Origin of the sequence: Leptothoe sp. EHU-05/26/07-4 (genome assembly GCF_043421015.1) — a bacterium.
Lineage (GTDB): Bacteria > Cyanobacteriota > Cyanobacteriia > Phormidesmidales > Phormidesmidaceae > Leptothoe > Leptothoe turfae.
Window position 1 is genome coordinate 94,319 of sequence record NZ_JAXSQV010000002.1, and the last position, 18,450, is coordinate 112,768.

An 18,450-nucleotide genomic window follows, 5' to 3' on the forward strand; every position below is an offset into this window, starting at 1 on the left:
TCCTCTAAAGCGTGATGGGGAGGAGGATTGTGCAACTACGCAATATCAGGCATGTGAACAGGAAGAGATGTCACCTGGTTTCTGCTAAAGGTATTTTGAAATCCCCTGATGCTGACGTTTGGCACACATATTGGCGTGATCCTTACCATTTACTCTTGCTCATTCCCTGGCCAGGGTTTCTGCTATTGATTATAGCGATATACGGGTTGCTCAATGCGGGGTTTGCTCTCATTTACTTGGTTGGGGGAGGGATTGCCAATGCCCAAACCCATGACTTTTGGGATGCATTCTTCTTTAGTGTACAAACCCTGACCTCCATTGGCTACGGTGTAATGTATCCCCAAACTCCCTTTGCGAATACAGCTGCTGCAGTAGAGGCACTGGTAGGATTGGTGGGATTTGCTTTGGTGACAGGGTTAGCTTTTGCTCGCTTTTCCCAACCCACGGCTCGAGTTATCTTCAGTAACTTTGCTGTGATCACACCCTATAATGGTCTGCCAACCTTAATGTTTCGGGTTGCGAATCAGCGGGGGAATCAGATTGTCGAGGCTCAAATACGGGCATATCTGTTGCGGGATGAGGTGAGTGCGGAGGGACAATTTATGCGACGGCTTTATCCATTGCGACTATTACGCAGCCAGGCCCCTGCCTTTGCTCTGACATGGACAGCTATTCATCCCATTGATACCGAAAGTCCCCTTAAAGGACAAACTGCGCAATCGCTGGTGCAACTTCGAGCCCAAGTGGTGATTTCCTTAAGTGGTATTGATGAAACGGTTGCTCAAGCTGTCCATGCTCAATATCTGTTTCATAGTGAGGAGATTTTATGGAACTGTCGCCTCATGGATATCATCCATGAAACCCCAGCGGGTGAGTGCTACATCGACTTTACTCACTTTCATGATGTTGTCCCGCTGCAAGCACTGGCTTGATCAGATGTATCGCTGGCCTATTGTCCTCCAACGGTATTTCTCGCCAGGGTGGGGCATTAAGGATGAATGCCTTCCCATTGGTAGGAGCTGTTGAATGAGGCATAGCCCAGTGATGCAGGGAAATACAGAGATTTAAGCCTGAGCTAACTTACTAGAAAACTAAAAATAAACCAAAAATAAAGGGGATAGATTTTGATCTGGAAAAGTAGCCTTGTTGCCTATTTGCACTACGCCAGCTTCATGCTGATCTTTGCCGCCCTATCTGTCGAAGGGGTCACTTTGAAAAAAGAGCTAAGTCTCAGTGAAACCTGGAAGATAGTCATTGCAGATGGCGTTTATGGAATATCAGCTACAGTTGTACTCATAACAGGTGTGTTGCGGGTTCTCTATTTTAGTAAGGGAGCCGATTATTACCTGAGCAACCCTGTTTTCTATGCAAAAGTTGCCATTTTTGTCGCCATTGGCACCCTCTCGCTGTATCCAACCTTTTCATTTTTAACCTGGATCAAAGACTTACGACAGGGCAATCCGCCAAGTCTGGAACTCTCCAGGGTTAACCAACTGGCCTGGATTATTAAAATTGAGTTGCTGGGGTTTATTCTGATGCCCCTGCTGGCGGCAATGATGGCAAGAGGAGTAAACGGCTGGTGATTTGCCTATATAACTGATTAATTATATAGTGTATTGGGTCTTCTAAAGCCCAATTAAAATAGAGAGCCTTTAGCCTTCGGAGTATAAAACTATGGCCGTAGCTGAGCAGCTGAGTGGGTTGGTGTTCGAAGCATTCACTCCCCATGAGGTACAGGAGCAATTTGAACGGCACAAAATTGTTCTGATTGATGTGCGTACCCCTCAAGAATACGCGTTTGAGCATATTCCTGGGGCCATGCTATTTCCCATGGCCTCCTTTGACCCAAGGAAACTACCCATACAAGCTGATGAGAAGCCCATTGTGTTGTATTGTGGCTCTGGCAGACGATCTCGACTGATTGCTGAAAAATGTATTGATTCAGAGATTGATAGGATTGCCCATATGGAAGGGGGAATCAGCGCCTGGAAAGAAGCTGGTTTGACGTATATTTCCATTGATCCAGCGACGGGTGGCTATGTGCACAAGCCTCAATAGTAGAGAGACCTACGAGAAGAGAGCCTACATTAGAGGGAGCGTTGTTGAGACACAATGGCTGGCCTGACTCTTAGCACTACTCATAAAATATGCGACACCAACCATCAAAACGGCCTCTACGCTCCCATGGAGAAAATCAGCGTTGTTTAGAGCTGGCCAGACCATGGCTGGCCATGCGTAAAATCTCACGGTTGTTAAAGCCAATTTCCTTGAGTGCCTCACTATAGTGCACCAAAAAGGATTCTATTAGTGTTTGCTTATCCATGCCTACGGTTTGCAGGTCAGCTTCAACCTGATTGAGCATCTGCCAGATCAACGGAAGTACCTGACGATTAGCAGTCTCGAGTTCTGCTTTTACTGTCTCAAAGTGTGCTTTAAGCCAAACTTCTCCGAAGTTGAGATGGTGATACTCATCAGCAACGACTCCTTTCGTCACTTTTTGAGCAAACGCATCGGCAACCGGAATATAGACGTTGTAAGCTGCGATTGCAAAACATTCTATGATCAACGATTGAATCAACAGGCAGGTGGCTATCTTACGGTCGGTTGCCGACGTTTGGAAAGCTTGACATAGGTCAGCAAAAAACTGGTTGGCAAATGCCAAATCAGGAATAACATCCAAATTTCGGCCACAGGCTTCAAAACTTTTACGATGACGCCCTTCCATTTTACCGAGTCGGACTAATTCTTCGGCCTGTTCTGGCAACAGATCTGCCAGGCATAGGAAATTGTCGTAAGCGGCCTGTTCCCCTTCAATAACGATGCCATTAATACGAGTAAAAGCATCGCGATAGGTATCACTATGAAAATCAAGCGTTTGATCGACTGCAGAATAGGGCATATCGGATTCAGATCTCCTTCTTCAGATCAGAAATGGTTAGGTGCCTGGGCCTTGAAATTCACCCATGATATTGCACAGCAGATTAGGTATCATTCTGGCCTACTGAGCCACGGCTTCCCTCAAAGGACTTCAGCCCCTATCAGCGTATGCCTGCATCGATTTCATGGGGGAATGGACTCAAGCTTTATATAACTATAAAGCGATTAATGAAAATAATCAAGAACTCTTGTTTTTTTGGAAATATCATGACGGGAGGCATTAGGAGACAGACTGATACAAAAATCAATCGTTTTGTTGATTAAATAGCTACTTGGTTGTATAGTGATTAAGTTGCTCGACATCGTCCTATCACTCACTTAAGGCTTCTTAGTCATTATCGATGCATTTAAGACTAGGTAGTTGAGTCAATAAGGCTGAGGTTACTTGACTTGAGATTAGCTTGCATGTTGCATAGCCCGTGTTTGCGATTTTAGGTCTTTCAAAGTAATCAGTCAGGTAGCTCCTTCAAACTCTCTTGCACATCTTGGAGGTTTAACTGATGAGTACATTAATAGGATATAAGGGATACAAGCGACCATCCACCCCTGATCGTTATACCCTGTGGGAACAATTTTCTGAGTGGGTCACAAGCACACAGAACCGTTTTTATGTTGGCTGGTTTGGTGTGTTGATGATTCCCACCCTTGTGGTTGCAGCCATGGTGTTTGCGATCGCACTTCTCTCAGCGCCACCTGTTGACGTAGATGGTATTCGTGAGCCCGTCATGGGATCAATTTTAAGTGGTAACAATCTGATTTCTGCCGCAGTTGTACCAACTTCAGCCGCCATTGGACTTCATTTTTATCCCCTTTGGCAGGCCAGTTCAGCGGCTGAGTGGCTCTATAATGGCGGCCCTTACCAGCTGATTGTGTTCCACTTTTTAATTGGGATCTGGTGTTATCTTGGTCGCCAATGGGAATTGAGCTATCGCTTAGGCATGAGACCCTGGATTGCCGTGGCCTTTTCTGCGCCTGTGGCGGCTGCAACCGCTGTGTTGTTGGTGTATCCCATGGGTCAGGGTAGTTTCTCAGAGGGCATGCCCTTGGGGGTTTCTGGAACCTTCCACTTTATGTTAGCGCTGCAGGCCCAGCATAATGTTTTGATGCATCCACTTCACATGCTGGGAGTAACTGGTATTTTTGGTGGCGCTCTCCTCAGTTCTCTCCATGGCTCCCTGGTTACCGCCAGTTTGGTTAGAGAAACCTCTGAAACAGAGTCTGCCAACGTTGGTTATCGCTTTGGTCAACAGGAAGCCACCTATAATCTGCTTGCCAGTCATGCTGGGTATTTGGGGCGGTTACTCATTCCTGGTGCCGCCATGCGCAATAGCCGCTCGGTTCATTTTCTGTTAGCCGCTTTACCCACCATCGGCGTCTGGTTTGCTGCCTTAGGTATTAGTGCTATGGCCTTTAATCTCAATGGGTTCAACTTTAATCAGTCCATCTTGGATAGCCAGGGTCGGATCATTCCCAGCTATGCCGATCTGATTAACCGGGCAACCCTGGGGATTCAAGCCATGCATGCTCCCAATGCTCATCACTTTCCCCTGTTGTTAGCGAATGGGGAGGCAACCCCCGTGGCCCTGGAGATGACATCTGCTCTCACAGCTCACAGCTAACCCAACTTGGTCTGTGCGATTGTCTTGTTCTGACTTGATGGCAAGATAATCGCCCAGACCTGGAACACTCTGCCTAAGAAACACTCTATGGTATCCGCATCACCCCCTAAGCCAGCTATTAGTGACGTACCTCCAGAAGACTTTGTTCAATCCCCTAAGGTTTCGAAATTCATTGATGTCAGAAGTCGGCTTGAATACAATCTTTTTCATGCTCCTGATGCCATTAACCTGAGTCTGCCGCGCATTCTGATGGCTCAGGTTCCGTTGTTGCGCTACCTGGTACTGCCGCGATGGTTTTGGCAACTTCCCAAGGATGAACCTCTCGCGGTGATTTGTCTGACGGCTCACCGCAGTCCAATGGCTGCTCAGATGTTGGTCAAACTGGGCTTTAGCCAGGTGTTTAATATTACGGGCGGCATGATGGCCTGGCAGAAAGCCGGTTTGCCCACCCATCGAGATCACGTGAAAGAGTAGGTCACGGATAGACTCGCAAAAATTTGACAAAAAAGGAGAATGATTGTCGTGTGGAAGGTATTAGGGTTCATCCAGAAAAATTTAGTCTGGTCTGTTCCTGTATTTATGATTGCTGGTCTAATCTTTGGGGCTGTCGCTAATCCGACTTCCCTAAAGGCTTTGATCATTCCTCTGACTTTTCTCATGGTCTACCCCATGATGATTAATCTGCAAGTTCAGAAAGTGTTATCGGGAGGAGACTATAAGGTTCAATTACTCACCCAGTTGATTAATTTTGCGGTGATTCCATTCTTTGCCTTTGGCATGGGAAAGCTGTTTTTTGCCGATCAACCCCTGGTGGCCCTGGGGCTTTTGTTGGCCTCCCTGTTGCCCACCAGCGGCATGACCATTTCCTGGACAGGCTTTGCCAAGGGCAATATTAGTGCGGCCATTAAAATGACGGTCATTGGATTAATTTTGGGCTCGGTTGCCACCCCCTTTTATGCCAAGTGGTTAATGGGGGCAGTGGTGGAGATTCCGTTGGCTAGTATTTTTAAGCAAATTGTTATCATTGTTTTCTTACCCATGGTTTTGGGGTTTGTCACCCGGATTACACTGATTCAAATTGTTGGAGCGGATAAATATCAGAAAAACCTTAAGCAGAAATTCCCAGCCTTTTCCACCTTGGGTGTGTTAGGGATCGTTTTTGTCGCGATGGCCCTCAAAGCCAAAGATATTATTGCCAATCCCCTGGTACTGCTTTCGTTTTTGATTCCGCTGGCGATCTTGTATGTTGGGAACTTCCTCTTCAGCACACTCATCGGTAAATTCTTCTTTAAGCGGGGAGATGCGATCGCATTGGTCTACGGTACTGTCATGCGTAACCTATCCATTGCCTTGGCCATTGCCATGACCGCCTTTGGCAACGAACAAGGATCTGAAATTGCCCTGATTATCGCCATGGCCTACATCATCCAGGTACAGGCAGCGGCCTGGTACGTGCGCTTTAGCGACAGAATTTTTGGCCCCGTGCCAGACGCCCAACCCCCGATGCAACAATCGGCTTAGCAAATACTAGGACACTATGAAGTTTTCCCTTTTTGTTCAACTGCAAAAGCAATTGATAGCCTGGGGTATGGCAAAAGCAACTGCGGGCGATCTGCATGCCATCAAAGTAACAGGCTGTGAGCACCATACTAATTTGGGTGATCTCAAGCAGGCGCTTTTGGGGAATCTAGGGGGTACTGTGCTAGAGATTGGCCCCGGTACCGGGGCCAATCTCAGCTATTACTCGCCAAGCATTCATTGGCTGGGTGTTGAACCGAATCGGTTTATGCATCCTTATTTGCATGGGGAAGCTAAGCGGCAAGGGTTGCAACAGATTAAAATCCATGAAGGAATTGCCGAGCACTTGCCTGCCGAGAGCAATACGATTGATACGGTCGTCAGTACCCATGTGCTCTGTTCAGTCACCCACTTAGGGCAGGCTATTCAAGAAATTAAACGCGTTCTTAAACCGGGGGGGACATTCATTTTCCTTGAACATGTGGCCGCAAAACCCGATACCTGGGCGCGTCATCTTCAGGAATCAATTACTCCGGCTTGGAAAACCCTGTTTGATAACTGTCATCCCAATCGTGAGATCTGGAAAGCCTTAGACGAAGCAGGGTTTGTCCCCATGGACTATGAGCATTTCCAGATTCCATTTCCAATTGTGGGGGATCATATTGTGGGCGTGGCAACCAAGCAATTGAGTTACAAAAAAGATATCGAAATGACACCCTCACTATCGTAGTTCACGATCGTTTACGCTTGGCTCTTCTGTCTTACCCGAATCTTCTGTCTTACCCGAAATTGTAGTCTTGACGGAACCCTAGTGAGACCCCAACAGTAAGGCACCTTGATAGAAAATAAAACTGGCAACCCAGGCGAGTACGAGCGAAAACCCTAGGGATAAGACGGTGAATTTCCAGGACTTTGACTCATTCTTCAATGTGGCCACGGTTGCTAAACAGGGGGTATAGAGCAAACAAAAAATGCAAAAGCTATATCCCTGAATAAAGGTTAGTTGCTCAGAAAGCACCTGGCCAACGGCGGCATCATTCAATCCGTAGATCACCGCCAATGATCCTACAACCACCTCCTTGGCCACAAAGCCAAAGATTAACGCCAGGGTTAGCTGAGGTTCAATGCCAATGGGACTCATCACGGGACTGAGAAATTGCCCAATTTGTCCGCCGATGGTGTCTAAACCGGTGGCCCCTTGGGGGAAGTGGGTCACGATCCACACAGCAATGCAGCCCAACAGAATGAACCCTGAGGCTCGGGTCAAAAAATCCCTGACTTCAAGCCAGCTTCTCATGAGCACCTGACGCCAGGTGGGAAAGCGGTAAGGGGGTAATTCTAAAACAAAGGGCTCATCATGCTTAAATACCTTTTGGAAAAGTACAGCCGTGATCAAGGCGGCCACAAAACTGAGGAGATAAAGCGAGAAGAGTGCGATCGCACCCCTGCTGTCAGGAAAGACGGCGGCCAGAATAAAAACAAACACCTGTAACCGGGCTGAGCATAACGAAAATGGAATCACCAGCATGGTTAACAGCCGCAGCGGTCGCGATCGCATCACCCGAGTGCCCATTAAAGCCGGTACATTGCAGCCAAAACCCAGCATTTGTAGCACAAAACTGCGACCGTCCAGCCCCAGCTTTTCCATAAAGGCGTCCATCAAATAAGCTGAACGAGACAGATAGCCACTATCCTCCAACACTGCCATCAGCATAAAAAACAGCATAATCAGGGGAACAAAAGACACCACCGTGGCGATGCCATTCCAAACCCCGTTAATCACAAAATTCTGAATGATGTTCGGAAAAAAGCTCAGCAGCGGTTCAATCAGGTAAGCCTGGATGCCATCCGTTAGCCGCCCCATCACCCCCTGGGCGGGCAGACCCACCGTCCAAATCAACCAAAAGGCCAGGAAGAGGCCGAGAAAAAACAGCGGCAGTCCAAAAATCGGATGCAATAACACCTGATCTAATCGCGCCGTTAGCGTTATGGCCAACTGAGATGGCCGGATCACACTATCGGCTAAGAGCGTCTTAATCTCAGCTGCGGTCGCCATGTCACCATCACCCCAGCGATCGTTGTCAGGCCGAACTTGATGCGCTAACAACGGTGCCGTCAATTGCTGGGCAATGGCGGCATAGGCTCTGCCGTAGCCCTGGCCGTACTTAGCACTGATCAGGAGAACCGGTATGCCCAACCGCTGGGCGAGTTTAGCATTGTCAATGCGAATGCCATAGCGCCTGGCTTCATCGGCCATATTGAGGATAGCCAGCGTGGGGTAACCCAGGGCCTGCACCTGCAAGAGCAACCGTATTTGGCGCTCAATTTCAACCGCATTCAGGACAACAACAATTAAATCGATCGAAAAGTCGCGAAGAAACTGTCGAACAACGGCCTCATCCTCTGAAAACCCCTTGAGATTATAAATACCCGGTAAATCGACAAACTCTGTACAGAGACCACCCAGTTCCACCTGAGCCTGTAGCAACGCCACCGTCATCCCTGGCCAGTTGCCCACAAAGGCAGACGCCCCTGTAATCCGGTTAAAAAAGGTTGACTTACCCGTATTAGGCATGCCGATTAAGGCCACTCGCCTCACACCCTTTTCCGGTTGAATGGTTGTTGTTCTGCCCTGATGAATCATAACTGCACCAAAGAATACTGGAATCAAGTCAGCAAATGCCCACGCAGCAACTGTCAGGTTACTGTCAGGTTCTATGGGAACAGGTTTCAACATTGCGAACAACAATCTGGTCGGCCTCTTTACGGCGAATGGCCACCTCCGTAGTCGCACCGACGCGAATATGGAGGGGACCGCCAAAGCCCACTTTGCGAAGCACTCTCACTGAACTATCCACAATGATTCCTAGCCCAGCCAGACGGTGCACAAAGGCCTGATTATTTTGTCCAGAACTTACTTGATCAACAACGGCCAACTCACCACGCTGTAATTCGGATAACACCATAATCCGTTTAATAGTAATTATTTTCATTAATTATGGCAGAAAAGCGAGTTAAATGATCCGTTACTGAATGGATAAAAATCATTGTGAGAGAACAAATCACACGGTTTCCCCTGATTAGGCAGCAGCGTCATCAGGGGGCTTAGGGGATGGCACAACAAAATAAAGCCCCCGGTTGGGGCTGTCGATGGGTGGATGAATGATGGGGTAACGGGGGAATTATTGAAGCGCAAGCGCCTTAGGGATCAGCATTCCTTAGCAAAGTTGAAGCGCGATCTAAGATCTAATACCAAATCCGAATTCATCAAACCCGATTAAAAATGGAAGGATCTGTAGGGGCATCCCCTGGTGGGTGCCCTTCGATATCGGACGCTATCAGTCAGGATTTTGTATAATCTTGTCACAGAATCCGTTGCCACCTATCGCTTGATCAGAACAAAAATTGCGACAGCGAGAACAAAATAGCCAAATCCCTTTTGTAATTGCCTGGCATTAATAAATTGAGTCAGGTAGGAGCCTGCAACTGTGCCAATGCCTGCCGCTAAGGTAAAAGAACTTACTAAAGCCCAATCCACACTCACCTGGTTTAAGTAGCCCAAAAAACCTGTCGCTGAATTCGCGGCAATAATTAACAAGGAGGTGCCGATGGCTTCTTTCATGGGAATGCCGCCCAGTAATACTAAGGCGGGGATGATCATGAAACCACCCCCCACACCAACAAATCCAGTGAGTACACCCACGCCGATTCCCTCTACAGGTATCAAGAGCCAATGATGACCCTGGTCCTTGTCCATGGCATTATCGATAGACATTCCGGCATGGGCTAACGCCGATTTCGAATGGCTTTGGCGAATCATTAAAGTACTCGCAATCACCATGACCACGCCAAAACAAATTAGCTGAAAGCTCCCCGTAACAAAAGGTAGACCCGCCATACGAGCCCCTATGTATGCGCCGAGCATTGCGGCTGGTGTAAAAATTATGGCTATCTTCAGGTTGACATTACCCTGACGCCAATGGGGAATAGCCCCCATCAGACTCACAATGCCCACAATGACGAGACTCATTGCGATCGCACCCTTTGACCCCAAACCCATGACATACACCAGAATAGGCACTGCCAGGATAGAACCGCCACCCCCAATCAGACCCAAACTCAGACCAATGCAGACCGCTAAGAGATGACCAATCAACCAAATCATTAATCAGGAAGTTCCTTTATATCAACAGCAATGTCATGTTGTTACAACAACTTTGCCGCATTGCTCATTGGCGGGAACCGCTTCCATAATTCTTTTAGGATTAGGTAAGTGGAGATTATTCATAAACTGGATGAAGCTGGCCCGATCTTTGCCAACGAACCGGGGATTAAAGCGTTTCTCTTCATCAATCGTAGAGACCGTCTGCCCTTGATAGTCATGGCCTGGATAAACGAGCGTCTCGTCTGGTAACGTAAACAGCCGCTGGGTCACATGGTCGTAGAGTGTACCGGCATCACCACTCTGAAAATCCGTACGCCCACAGCCGCGAATAAATAAGGCATCCCCCGTCAACACATGGGTGCCATTCACCCGATACGACATATGGCTATCCGTGTGACCATGGGTTTCAATTGCTTGAATATTAACATTACCAACCCTCAGGCTCTCTCCATGCTGAAGATAGCGGTTGGCACAGGCTGCATTGGCATTCTGGGGAACAACCCCTTCGCATTCAGTTAACTCTCGCAGCCTACCCGTACCTGTTATATGGTCAGCATGGATATGGGTCTCTAAGCAATATTTCAGTACCAATTCTAATTCAGTCAGGAGTCTATAATCACGGTCTACTTGCTCTAGAACTGGATCAACGAGCGCCGCCTCTCGGGTCACTGCATCTGCAATCAAATAGGTATAGGTCCAAGTTGCTCGATCAAACAATTGACGAAACAGCATTATTTCCTCCTTATTTTGCTTGCAAAAATATTTAAAAAAGCGACGACAACATCCCAGGGCTAGACATCACCAACAACAAACAGGATCGCAAAGACAACGACTAAAGAAAAAAATGCAAGGTAAGCTTGAACCATGTTATTAGCACCGACTTGGTCCAGAGAAATAAACGCATACGATTGATTTTAATAGATCAATCGTATGCGAAAGAATATATCATCATATAGTAATTTAATCAAATATTAAGCATTTAAGGTGTGCGGCAGCGGCAAAGTATTCGAGCAGGGGGCGTCAAGTCAACTGAACGGGTGCCGGTGTCATCAATTCTTGCATGATCTCGGCAACGGACATCATGCGTGTCGCTCTACCCGCATTCGTCCCGGCAAAAATTAACCCGTTTTCAATATCACCCCGAGAGGCTCGATCCAGGGCTCGTATAATGCAATAGGTCTCGCGCTTATCCCGAAATTTACAGCTCTTGAGACAATTAGCGAGGCATTTTCCTCGAGGATTAGGGGTGCCGGCCATAATTTTTTCGGCAAAGGGGTTGAGTAAAGCTCGCCCTGGTAACCCCACCGGACTAGGCACTAGCCTCACATCGTCTGGGCTGGCATTGAGATGAAATTCCTTGTAACGAAGGTCAGCGTCACATTCATGGGTGGTGATAAAACGAGTGCCAATTTGCACGCCATCGGCCCCCAGAGCCAGAGCCCGAACGATATCACGTTGGTCCCAAATGCCCCCAGCGGCAATCACAGGCATGGGAGTCTCAAACTCGTCTTTTAGGTAAGCAACCAGTGCGGGAATGACAGCTGTTGCTGCCCACTCAGGATCGTTCAGGGTGTCCTCCGTAGCCCCCAGATGGCCACCCGCTACCTGAGGATCTTCCACAATAAACGCATCGGGCAAGCGGCCTTGCTGCCGTTGCCATTTACGACAAATCAATTTGGCGGCACGAACGCTAGAGACAATGGGGACCAGCGCCACTTCTGGATGATCCTGGGTATAGGCCGGTAATTGCAACGGCAAACCAGCTCCGGCAACAATGACGTTGGCACCGTTCTCAACAGCGGCACGCACCAACAGCTGGTATTCACGGGCGGCCACCATAATATTCACCCCGATAATCCCAGTTGGACTCAGGCGGCGAGCGGTGTTTAATTCATCGATTAAGGCCAATCGACTGGCGGTTAGAAATTGCTGGTGACGCTTTTTAGGATTGGGTTCATCGGCATCGAAATAGGGAGAATTAATTCCTAACCCTGAGGCTGAAATGGTGCCGATCCCCCCTGCGTTGGCAACTGCAGAGGCCAATGAAGCACATGAAATCCGCACACCCATACCCCCCTGAATAATGGGATAACGAGCGATGTATGAACCAATTTGAAGAGAAGGAAATACTGTCATCGGTTTAGTGTTATTGGCGAAGGGATAAGGATTGTATCAGATCCAAACATTGATACTGGAGAGACGTGGAGCCTAAGTAATTTTGGTTCCTATAGGTCATTACCTAGATTACTTAGGCCCATAGACTACTGGTCTTGCTTTGGCCTCGATGCACCTGATTAATCAGGGCCGATGGGATAGAAATCATGCACGTGAGGCCAAACTAGAAGACTTGACTGATGGGACTGTTGAAACTTCGGGATTCAGGACGATCTCCTCAGATTGGAATGCGTGAATGGTCTGAGCCAGATGCTCCATTGAGCTGCCGTGTGGGCTATAGGCGACTTTTACGGAGTCAATATCTGGCAAGGATTCAGGGGCATCTGTCAAAATCAGCAGCCGGAAAGGTTGGCAGCTATTTTGTTGCTGAACCCGTTGCATAAACTCTGGGAGGGACATATCTGGCAGCGGATCGGAGACGATGACGATGTCAACAACGATGGAGTCTAACAATATCAGCCCAGTTTCACCGTTGGTGGCTTCACTGGCAATTTCGATGCCGGCTTGCGATCGCAAGCCCTTTCGCAAGGCAATGCGAGCCGCTTCATCCCCATCCACAATCACCACTTGCACATCGTCGATGGCATCGTTGGCAGGTTCATTCACCTCCGCTACGGTGTTGGGTGCGCCACAGGCCGAAACGTCACCAGCAAACTCAACATCTGCCAGCTTGGCCGCCTTAAGCTTAATCATATCTTCAGCAGAGAGAATACGAGATTGATCAAAGCCCAGTTCAATCTCTGCCTGCATTCCCTTACGCTTCACCCGTTTGAGATTATAGAAACGCTGATTAAGGGTGGTTTGCACAAACGCCCACAGACATCCCAACAAATAGCGCCGCTTGAACGGATCACGGGTAAACCAATATTCCACAAACTTCCAGCCATAGAAGCGGGCATAGTTGCGTAAAACCCCCTTCAGCACCGCTTCCCGCGTCATATTGTCGGGCTTGATAATGGGCGTCACAAAGTTGTAGTGGGAAAAGTCTCGCACTTCGACCTTATCTTCGAGATCTTGAAACAGTTCCGCAAACGGCCAGGGCGTAAACATATTCCAATTGGTCATGTCTGACTTCCAGTCCCGAGTCATGCGGTAAGTTTCTTCAATGGTCTCAGGGGTTTCATTCGAGAGGCCCATAATGAACTGCACCTCCGCCACAATGCCATTGTCACGCAGTAGTTTTACTGCCCGTTTATTATCGGCAATGGTGGTTTCCTTACGAAAGACATCGAGGTTCAATTGGGCCGCTGCTTCTGTTCCCAGCGACACATGGACCAGACCAGCTTTCCGATACAGCGGTAGTTCGGCCTCATCTCGCAAGATATCGGTCACCCGAGTATTAATGCCCCAATGAACACCCAGGTTGCGATCTACCAATTCTTCACATAGGCTGACAAATCGAGCCTTACTAATGGTGGGCTCTTCATCGGCCAGGATGAAAAATCCTATATTGTGTTCTTTGACCAGATGCTCAATTTCATCCACAAATAGCTTAGGCTTCCGGGCCCGGTACTTCCGCCAGAACTTCCATTGGCAGCAAAACCGACAGCGAAAAGGACAACCCCTGGCAAAATTAGGCACGGCCACCCGCACATTCAGAGGTGTGTAGATGTACCGGTCCCAATCGAGCAAGGTCCAATCGGGGGAGAGCGTATTCAGATCACGAATCGGCGGATGGGCCGGTGTGACCACCACCTGACCGGCATCATCTAAATAGGCCAGTCCCAAAATTGACTCACGGTCCTGATGGTCTCGGCCCTCGGCAATGGCTCGAACTAAGTTGACGCTAATTTCCTCCCCTTCTCCCCGAATGATGTAATCAACCCAGGGGGCTTCTTGCAACACCTCACGGTACATATAGGTGGGATGGATACCGCCCATAATTGAGATCGCATCAGGGCAAACAGATTTAGCAATCCGCAGGGTGTCCTGGGATTTATAAATCATCGGGGTGATCGCTGTGGCCATAACAATATCAGGCTGATGCTCCTGAATGAGAACGGCCAGCGCCTCATCCTCGATGTAGTTAGTCATGGCATCAATAAAGCGGATGTCATCAAAGCCCGCTTGCTTTAAGGCTCCCCCAACGTAGGGCACCCAACTAGGCGGCCAGTTACCCGCAATTTCTGCCCCACCTGAATGGTAGTTGGGTTGAATCATAAGGATACGCATACAGGGTTCTCCTGATATCAAAAGGGTGCAGTGATGGTGAAAGACAAGCAAACCGACTGAGAGAATTGACGAATGGTGTGATCTCTCAAATAGGTATCGAACACGGCGGCAATGTTCCGTAGGTTTGAAGCAAAGATTCCATAGTCCAAGGAGATCCAGGGGCTAAAAAAATCCCCCATAAGGGGGATTGGAGATCCATAAGAGCGGAGGAATTCTGAAAGATTATTCTGCGACTGCCATTTCAGCAGCCTGTTCAGACGAGCGATGGCGATGTTCCGTACTACCCGGCTTATCCTGGCGAGTAATCAGATCAAAAACATGATCGCCGATGGCATCTTTCACCAATGGCTCCAGCTCATGCATGACATTGTGATTGAGCCGAAACGCTAGGTTGGCTTCATCCACAATTTGACGGGCCAGGCTCTTTTCAATCGGTAAGGAATTGAGAGTATTGCGATATTTTTCCTTAAAGGCTCGTCGAGCTTCCACCGTTGGGATCTCTACAAATTCATAGAAGGCTGTCCCCACACCATCTGACAAGCCTAGGGCTGAGCGAGTGATTGCCTTTAAGCTTTGCCCCCCAGAGAGATCACCCATATAACGGACATAGGCATGGGCGATTAGCAACGCAGGATTCTGGTCAGATAGCTCCCGAATGCGTTCCACATAACGCTGTCCTTCAGGAGAGGCCGTAATTTGGTTACGCCAATTGTCCCCATAATAGAAGGCGAGATCTTTTTCCAACTGAGGCACCCGATCTAATAAAGGGAAATACATGGAACCCATGACAGAATGTTGAGCATGGCGGCGCATTTCTTCTTCTAAGGCACTATAAACAAAGTATAGGTTAGCCATCAATTGACGAAAGGGTTCCCTTTCAACAATCCCTTTGAGAAAACATTTCATAAATGCCGTATTTTCGGCCAGAGTATGAGACTTTTGAGTTCCTTCTCGCAAGCAAGATGCTAAATTATGGTCCATTGTAAATACCTCAAACAGTCAATATTGGTTCAGCGGAGACAATCTTTGTTAAGGAATAAGGCTTGTATAAGATCCCAAAATAGGATCTGAAGAGACGTTTTATCGCAACTTGTACGACAAAAAGTAAACCTGGTTAAATCCTCATTCCTAAGAACGAGGGGAAGAGAAAAGGCAAGGGACACTATGGGTTGAGTATGTTCAGGAGCTAGGAGCCCTCCTGCTCATCTCTACATGATTGGAGATACCTATTATGTTCCCTTGCCACATAGCTTGATAATCACATCAAGGTGTGAGTTTCCCGTGCACTCAATCTTGGGACTTGAGAAAGAGATTAGTCAGCCCAGCCTCTGGGGTACGGCCACCAGCACTGCCATCACGCTGCCAGTTATCTTCTTGAAATTTTGTCTGGCCGCCTAATTGCCCTAGGGCAGAATCAGCGGCAGGCACAGCTGCCTTAGCATGCGATGGGTTGACTGGAGGACTCATGGGTCAAATCGTTCTCAAATGGGTTTAACTTTAATTACTCTATAGTTATGAAGTATTTCAACTATATCATTTTTTCAAAACTTTACCTTTTTGAGGTGTTTTCCCTATGGGTGACGATCGTCAAATCATAGTTCTCTAGAGGAGGGGCAGCGCAAGCGCTGGCACCAGTAGCCCAGGCCCACCATACTCAAAAGGCCAATTAATACCCCTGGCTCCGGTACCGAAGTCAGGGGCGTAGGGTCTGGAATTGGGTCAATTACCGGCGGTGGTGTGGGGGGCGTAACGGGTGCTACTGGTGGTGGTGTAACGGGTGTTACTGGTGGTGTAACGGGTGTTACTGGTGGCGGCGTTGGCCGTGGCGGTGCTGGTCTTGGGGGACGTGGGGGGGGAGTGACAACACCGACACCACCAGGCGCAAAGTTAGGACGCTGCCTCAGGAAAAATAGATCATTTGGAGCATTGTCCAGAATGAAATAGCGAAAGGTAACCGTCTGATTAGGATTGACAACGCCCCCCGTAAAGTTCACAAAGTCTCGCACATCCGTAACTTCATCAACCACCGAAAAGGCATTGGAGCGTGGCCTAACACTGGGAATACCTTGGGCAAAGGATAAACCATCTTCCTCAGGGCTAGGCACCCGAAACTGTTCCTGTAGCTCATGGTCAAAAAACACCCAAGGCGTGTTAGTGCGGTTGGTCACCACTGACTCTAGACGAAACCCAATCAACCCCTCCCTACGTAGTCCTTCAATGGATAAGAACAGATCTATATTAGGCCCCGTAACATCTTGAAAAATTCTTAAGGCATCAGACGTTCTTTCTCCCCTTGTAATTCTAAAATCACCTGTAACTTCCCTGAATGTTAGATTTTCTAAAACAAGGGTGGCGGCTTCGGCTGGAGCCGCCCACAGCCCTAACGTTACAAGCAGAGCAACCGTTAGCCCCCGCTTGCGCGGAACATACTGGGAAAAGGCGATGAGAGACATATTTTAAAGGGAAAATTCTGCTTTGCCTTTAGTCTAGCTAAACAGAATCAATTCATGTTGATTTTCCTGATGTCAGCCTTTCTTCCCTGTGTTAAGCAACCCGCCTAACAATTTACCAAGCTATAGGTTGCTTTAGAGAACTTAATGCTTCTTCTAATTTCATAGTCAATCGCTCAATGGTATTGTCCGTACTCAAAACCGGTCGACCATGTTTAATCACCCTGGCTAACGTATCTGCCGCAGACGGGGACAGAAGTTTTGTCGGCTGAGATGACAATATCTGCTGTCCCCACTTAGCCCGCAGCCATCCTGCCTGTAATGACGAGCGCAATCCCCTCGCATAGTTTGGATAGTCTGGAAGGGGTAACAATCTCTGGGGACGATAGGGCACAGCGATTGAGGCGCACCAGTCTTGCCATTTAAAACCTAGAATTCTGGGGCTGGTAATCACAGGAATCCAAGCCGTTCTGAGAGCATCGGCCACAATCGCCCCATGCATTGCTTCCGCTAGTAAAACATCAATACAGCTAATGGCCTCTAAGACCTGTTCTATGGGCCAACGAGGATCAATGTAACCAATACCCACCTCTTCACATCGAGATTTCCAGATGCCATCGGCAAAATTAGCATGGTGAATATGGGGCATAAACCCATGGGAAAACACTTTTTTGCCGATGGGAGAGAAGCAACGACGCACCAGGATGCCTCCATCTGTAATTGCTTTTTGGCGAGGTAGTTTTAGACGACGGGCCGATAACGGCCCCCGAACGCAGGCAATGTGCCAATGGGGCGGAATTTCGGTCAGAGGCTGTTCATAGCCTGCACCGCTACTAAATATAATCAGACGCTGTGCATGGGCCGTGCGCTCTGGCAATCGATGATTCAATAATGTCCCTGTACCAATAAATTGGGTGGATTCATCATCATCAAAAAAATTTGGTAGGAGTTGGGGCCACAACCACCTATTCAGCTCATCACCAAAATTAGGTTGGCCATCCCGTCGTTGGTAATAAAAGATTTTCATAGGCTATGGCTATTTTCGCATGCTTGATCCCTGTACACTCCCTTGGTTAAGTTTTTTTTAGGTTAAATTATCACACCTACTTTCCATGTTCATCTTTTAATTTAGTGGGCACTTTAACCATATCAAATCAACAATGAGATTAAACATTTTCATCTTAATCTTGTTGTTAACTAATAATTAATATCAAGCTAAATTGATCGCTTGTTCGAATGCTTTATCATATAAATCACTGCCAAAATGGTCGATATGTTCATCAGTTTGTTGACAACAGAAGATCATTTTTATCCTCTTCTAGATCCTAGGCGAGAGAAAATTAATGCGTTAGTTTGACGCTGATTAAGTCCTGCGCTTCACCCTTTATAAACCGTGAACAACACGTTTGTTTTT

Annotated in this window: 18 protein-coding genes; 7 read left to right on the plus strand and 11 right to left on the minus strand. The window is 47.9% G+C overall.

What is annotated here, in order from left to right:
- Positions 1-14 precede the first annotated feature (14 nt).
- From U2F10_RS02270 to U2F10_RS02280, 3 genes are all read left to right on the plus strand, one after another.
- Positions 15-932, plus strand: coding sequence for an ion channel (locus tag U2F10_RS02270; protein WP_431731999.1), 918 nt, complete (start codon positions 15-17; stop codon positions 930-932).
- Between the two features lie 195 nt (positions 933-1,127).
- Positions 1,128-1,583 carry a DUF2214 family protein gene (locus tag U2F10_RS02275; protein WP_163703634.1) on the plus strand — a complete coding sequence of 152 codons (456 nt, stop codon included), beginning with the start codon at positions 1,128-1,130 and terminating at the stop codon, positions 1,581-1,583.
- Positions 1,584-1,674: 91 nt separating this feature from the next.
- Positions 1,675-2,058 (plus strand): rhodanese-like domain-containing protein, encoded by a 384-nt coding sequence (locus tag U2F10_RS02280; protein WP_499870478.1) that lies wholly within the window; start codon positions 1,675-1,677, stop codon positions 2,056-2,058.
- A 136-nt stretch (positions 2,059-2,194) separates the two neighbouring features.
- Here U2F10_RS02280 and U2F10_RS02285 read toward each other — a convergent pair whose 3' ends face one another.
- A complete protein-coding gene (locus U2F10_RS02285; protein WP_163659283.1) occupies positions 2,195-2,899 on the minus strand; it encodes an aldehyde oxygenase (deformylating) in 705 nt (234 codons plus the stop codon).
- Positions 2,900-3,437: 538 nt separating this feature from the next.
- On the opposite strand from U2F10_RS02285, the gene psbA reads away from it, so the two are divergent.
- The 4 genes from psbA (at position 3,438) to U2F10_RS02305 (ending at position 6,804) form a co-directional block, all read left to right on the plus strand.
- A complete protein-coding gene (gene psbA, locus U2F10_RS02290; RefSeq protein ID WP_163659282.1) occupies positions 3,438-4,556 on the plus strand; it encodes a photosystem II q(b) protein in 1,119 nt (372 codons plus the stop codon).
- An 87-nt stretch (positions 4,557-4,643) separates the two neighbouring features.
- Positions 4,644-5,030: a rhodanese-like domain-containing protein gene (locus tag U2F10_RS02295; RefSeq protein WP_499059141.1), complete on the plus strand. Its 387-nt coding sequence runs from the start codon at positions 4,644-4,646 to the stop codon at positions 5,028-5,030.
- A 48-nt stretch (positions 5,031-5,078) separates the two neighbouring features.
- Complete coding sequence (locus tag U2F10_RS02300) at positions 5,079-6,077, plus strand: arsenic resistance protein (protein WP_499870480.1); 999 nt, start codon at positions 5,079-5,081, stop codon at positions 6,075-6,077.
- Between the two features lie 16 nt (positions 6,078-6,093).
- On the plus strand, positions 6,094-6,804 hold the full coding sequence (locus U2F10_RS02305; RefSeq protein WP_163659279.1) for a class I SAM-dependent methyltransferase: 711 nt from the start codon (positions 6,094-6,096) through the stop codon (positions 6,802-6,804).
- A gap of 78 nt (positions 6,805-6,882) precedes the next feature.
- Here U2F10_RS02305 and feoB read toward each other — a convergent pair whose 3' ends face one another.
- The 10 genes from feoB to U2F10_RS02355 form a co-directional block, all read right to left on the minus strand.
- On the minus strand, positions 6,883-8,718 hold the full coding sequence (gene feoB, locus U2F10_RS02310) for a ferrous iron transport protein B (RefSeq protein WP_499871598.1): 1,836 nt from the start codon (positions 8,716-8,718) through the stop codon (positions 6,883-6,885).
- Positions 8,719-8,782: 64 nt separating this feature from the next.
- Positions 8,783-9,067, minus strand: a complete 285-nt coding sequence (locus tag U2F10_RS02315) for a FeoA family protein (RefSeq protein WP_499870482.1) — start codon at positions 9,065-9,067, stop codon at positions 8,783-8,785.
- Between the two features lie 389 nt (positions 9,068-9,456).
- Positions 9,457-10,239: a sulfite exporter TauE/SafE family protein gene (locus tag U2F10_RS02320; protein ID WP_499866041.1), complete on the minus strand. Its 783-nt coding sequence runs from the start codon at positions 10,237-10,239 to the stop codon at positions 9,457-9,459.
- A 33-nt stretch (positions 10,240-10,272) separates the two neighbouring features.
- Positions 10,273-10,971, minus strand: a complete 699-nt coding sequence (locus U2F10_RS02325; protein ID WP_499870484.1) for an MBL fold metallo-hydrolase — start codon at positions 10,969-10,971, stop codon at positions 10,273-10,275.
- A gap of 288 nt (positions 10,972-11,259) precedes the next feature.
- Positions 11,260-12,375 (minus strand): NAD(P)H-dependent flavin oxidoreductase, encoded by a 1,116-nt coding sequence (locus tag U2F10_RS02330; protein ID WP_163659276.1) that lies wholly within the window; start codon positions 12,373-12,375, stop codon positions 11,260-11,262.
- 183 nt (positions 12,376-12,558) lie between these two features.
- Positions 12,559-14,586: a magnesium-protoporphyrin IX monomethyl ester anaerobic oxidative cyclase gene (gene bchE, locus U2F10_RS02335; RefSeq protein ID WP_499870486.1), complete on the minus strand. Its 2,028-nt coding sequence runs from the start codon at positions 14,584-14,586 to the stop codon at positions 12,559-12,561.
- Positions 14,587-14,808: 222 nt separating this feature from the next.
- Positions 14,809-15,567, minus strand: a complete 759-nt coding sequence (locus tag U2F10_RS02340; RefSeq protein ID WP_163659274.1) for a biliverdin-producing heme oxygenase — start codon at positions 15,565-15,567, stop codon at positions 14,809-14,811.
- A gap of 306 nt (positions 15,568-15,873) precedes the next feature.
- Complete coding sequence (locus U2F10_RS02345; RefSeq protein ID WP_163659273.1) at positions 15,874-16,053, minus strand: hypothetical protein; 180 nt, start codon at positions 16,051-16,053, stop codon at positions 15,874-15,876.
- A gap of 125 nt (positions 16,054-16,178) precedes the next feature.
- Positions 16,179-17,039: a hypothetical protein gene (locus U2F10_RS02350; RefSeq protein ID WP_499870487.1), complete on the minus strand. Its 861-nt coding sequence runs from the start codon at positions 17,037-17,039 to the stop codon at positions 16,179-16,181.
- 112 nt (positions 17,040-17,151) lie between these two features.
- Entirely contained in the window at positions 17,152-18,063 is a 912-nt protein-coding gene (locus U2F10_RS02355; protein ID WP_499870489.1) for a glycosyltransferase family protein, read from the minus strand.
- Between the last annotated feature and the right edge of the window lie 387 nt (positions 18,064-18,450).

Bases quoted from the DNA above. Each gene is read 5' to 3' on its own strand.
- U2F10_RS02325 (WP_499870484.1), bottom strand. From the start codon at position 10,971: ATGCTGTTTCGTCAATTGTTTGATCGAGCAACTTGGACCTATACCTAT.
- U2F10_RS02305 (WP_163659279.1), top strand. From the start codon at position 6,094: ATGAAGTTTTCCCTTTTTGTTCAACTGCAAAAGCAATTGATAGCCTGG.
- U2F10_RS02315 (WP_499870482.1), bottom strand. From the start codon at position 9,067: ATGAAAATAATTACTATTAAACGGATTATGGTGTTATCCGAATTACAG.
- U2F10_RS02350 (WP_499870487.1), bottom strand. From the start codon at position 17,039: ATGTCTCTCATCGCCTTTTCCCAGTATGTTCCGCGCAAGCGGGGGCTA.
- psbA (WP_163659282.1), top strand. From the start codon at position 3,438: ATGAGTACATTAATAGGATATAAGGGATACAAGCGACCATCCACCCCT.
- U2F10_RS02345 (WP_163659273.1), bottom strand. From the start codon at position 16,053: ATGAGTCCTCCAGTCAACCCATCGCATGCTAAGGCAGCTGTGCCTGCC.
- feoB (WP_499871598.1), bottom strand. From the start codon at position 8,718: ATGATTCATCAGGGCAGAACAACAACCATTCAACCGGAAAAGGGTGTG.
- U2F10_RS02340 (WP_163659274.1), bottom strand. From the start codon at position 15,567: ATGGACCATAATTTAGCATCTTGCTTGCGAGAAGGAACTCAAAAGTCT.
- U2F10_RS02270 (WP_431731999.1), top strand. From the start codon at position 15: ATGGGGAGGAGGATTGTGCAACTACGCAATATCAGGCATGTGAACAGG.
- U2F10_RS02320 (WP_499866041.1), bottom strand. From the start codon at position 10,239: ATGATTTGGTTGATTGGTCATCTCTTAGCGGTCTGCATTGGTCTGAGT.
- U2F10_RS02295 (WP_499059141.1), top strand. From the start codon at position 4,644: ATGGTATCCGCATCACCCCCTAAGCCAGCTATTAGTGACGTACCTCCA.
- U2F10_RS02280 (WP_499870478.1), top strand. From the start codon at position 1,675: ATGGCCGTAGCTGAGCAGCTGAGTGGGTTGGTGTTCGAAGCATTCACT.
- U2F10_RS02285 (WP_163659283.1), bottom strand. From the start codon at position 2,899: ATGCCCTATTCTGCAGTCGATCAAACGCTTGATTTTCATAGTGATACC.
- U2F10_RS02355 (WP_499870489.1), bottom strand. From the start codon at position 18,063: ATGAAAATCTTTTATTACCAACGACGGGATGGCCAACCTAATTTTGGT.
- U2F10_RS02330 (WP_163659276.1), bottom strand. From the start codon at position 12,375: ATGACAGTATTTCCTTCTCTTCAAATTGGTTCATACATCGCTCGTTAT.
- bchE (WP_499870486.1), bottom strand. From the start codon at position 14,586: ATGCGTATCCTTATGATTCAACCCAACTACCATTCAGGTGGGGCAGAA.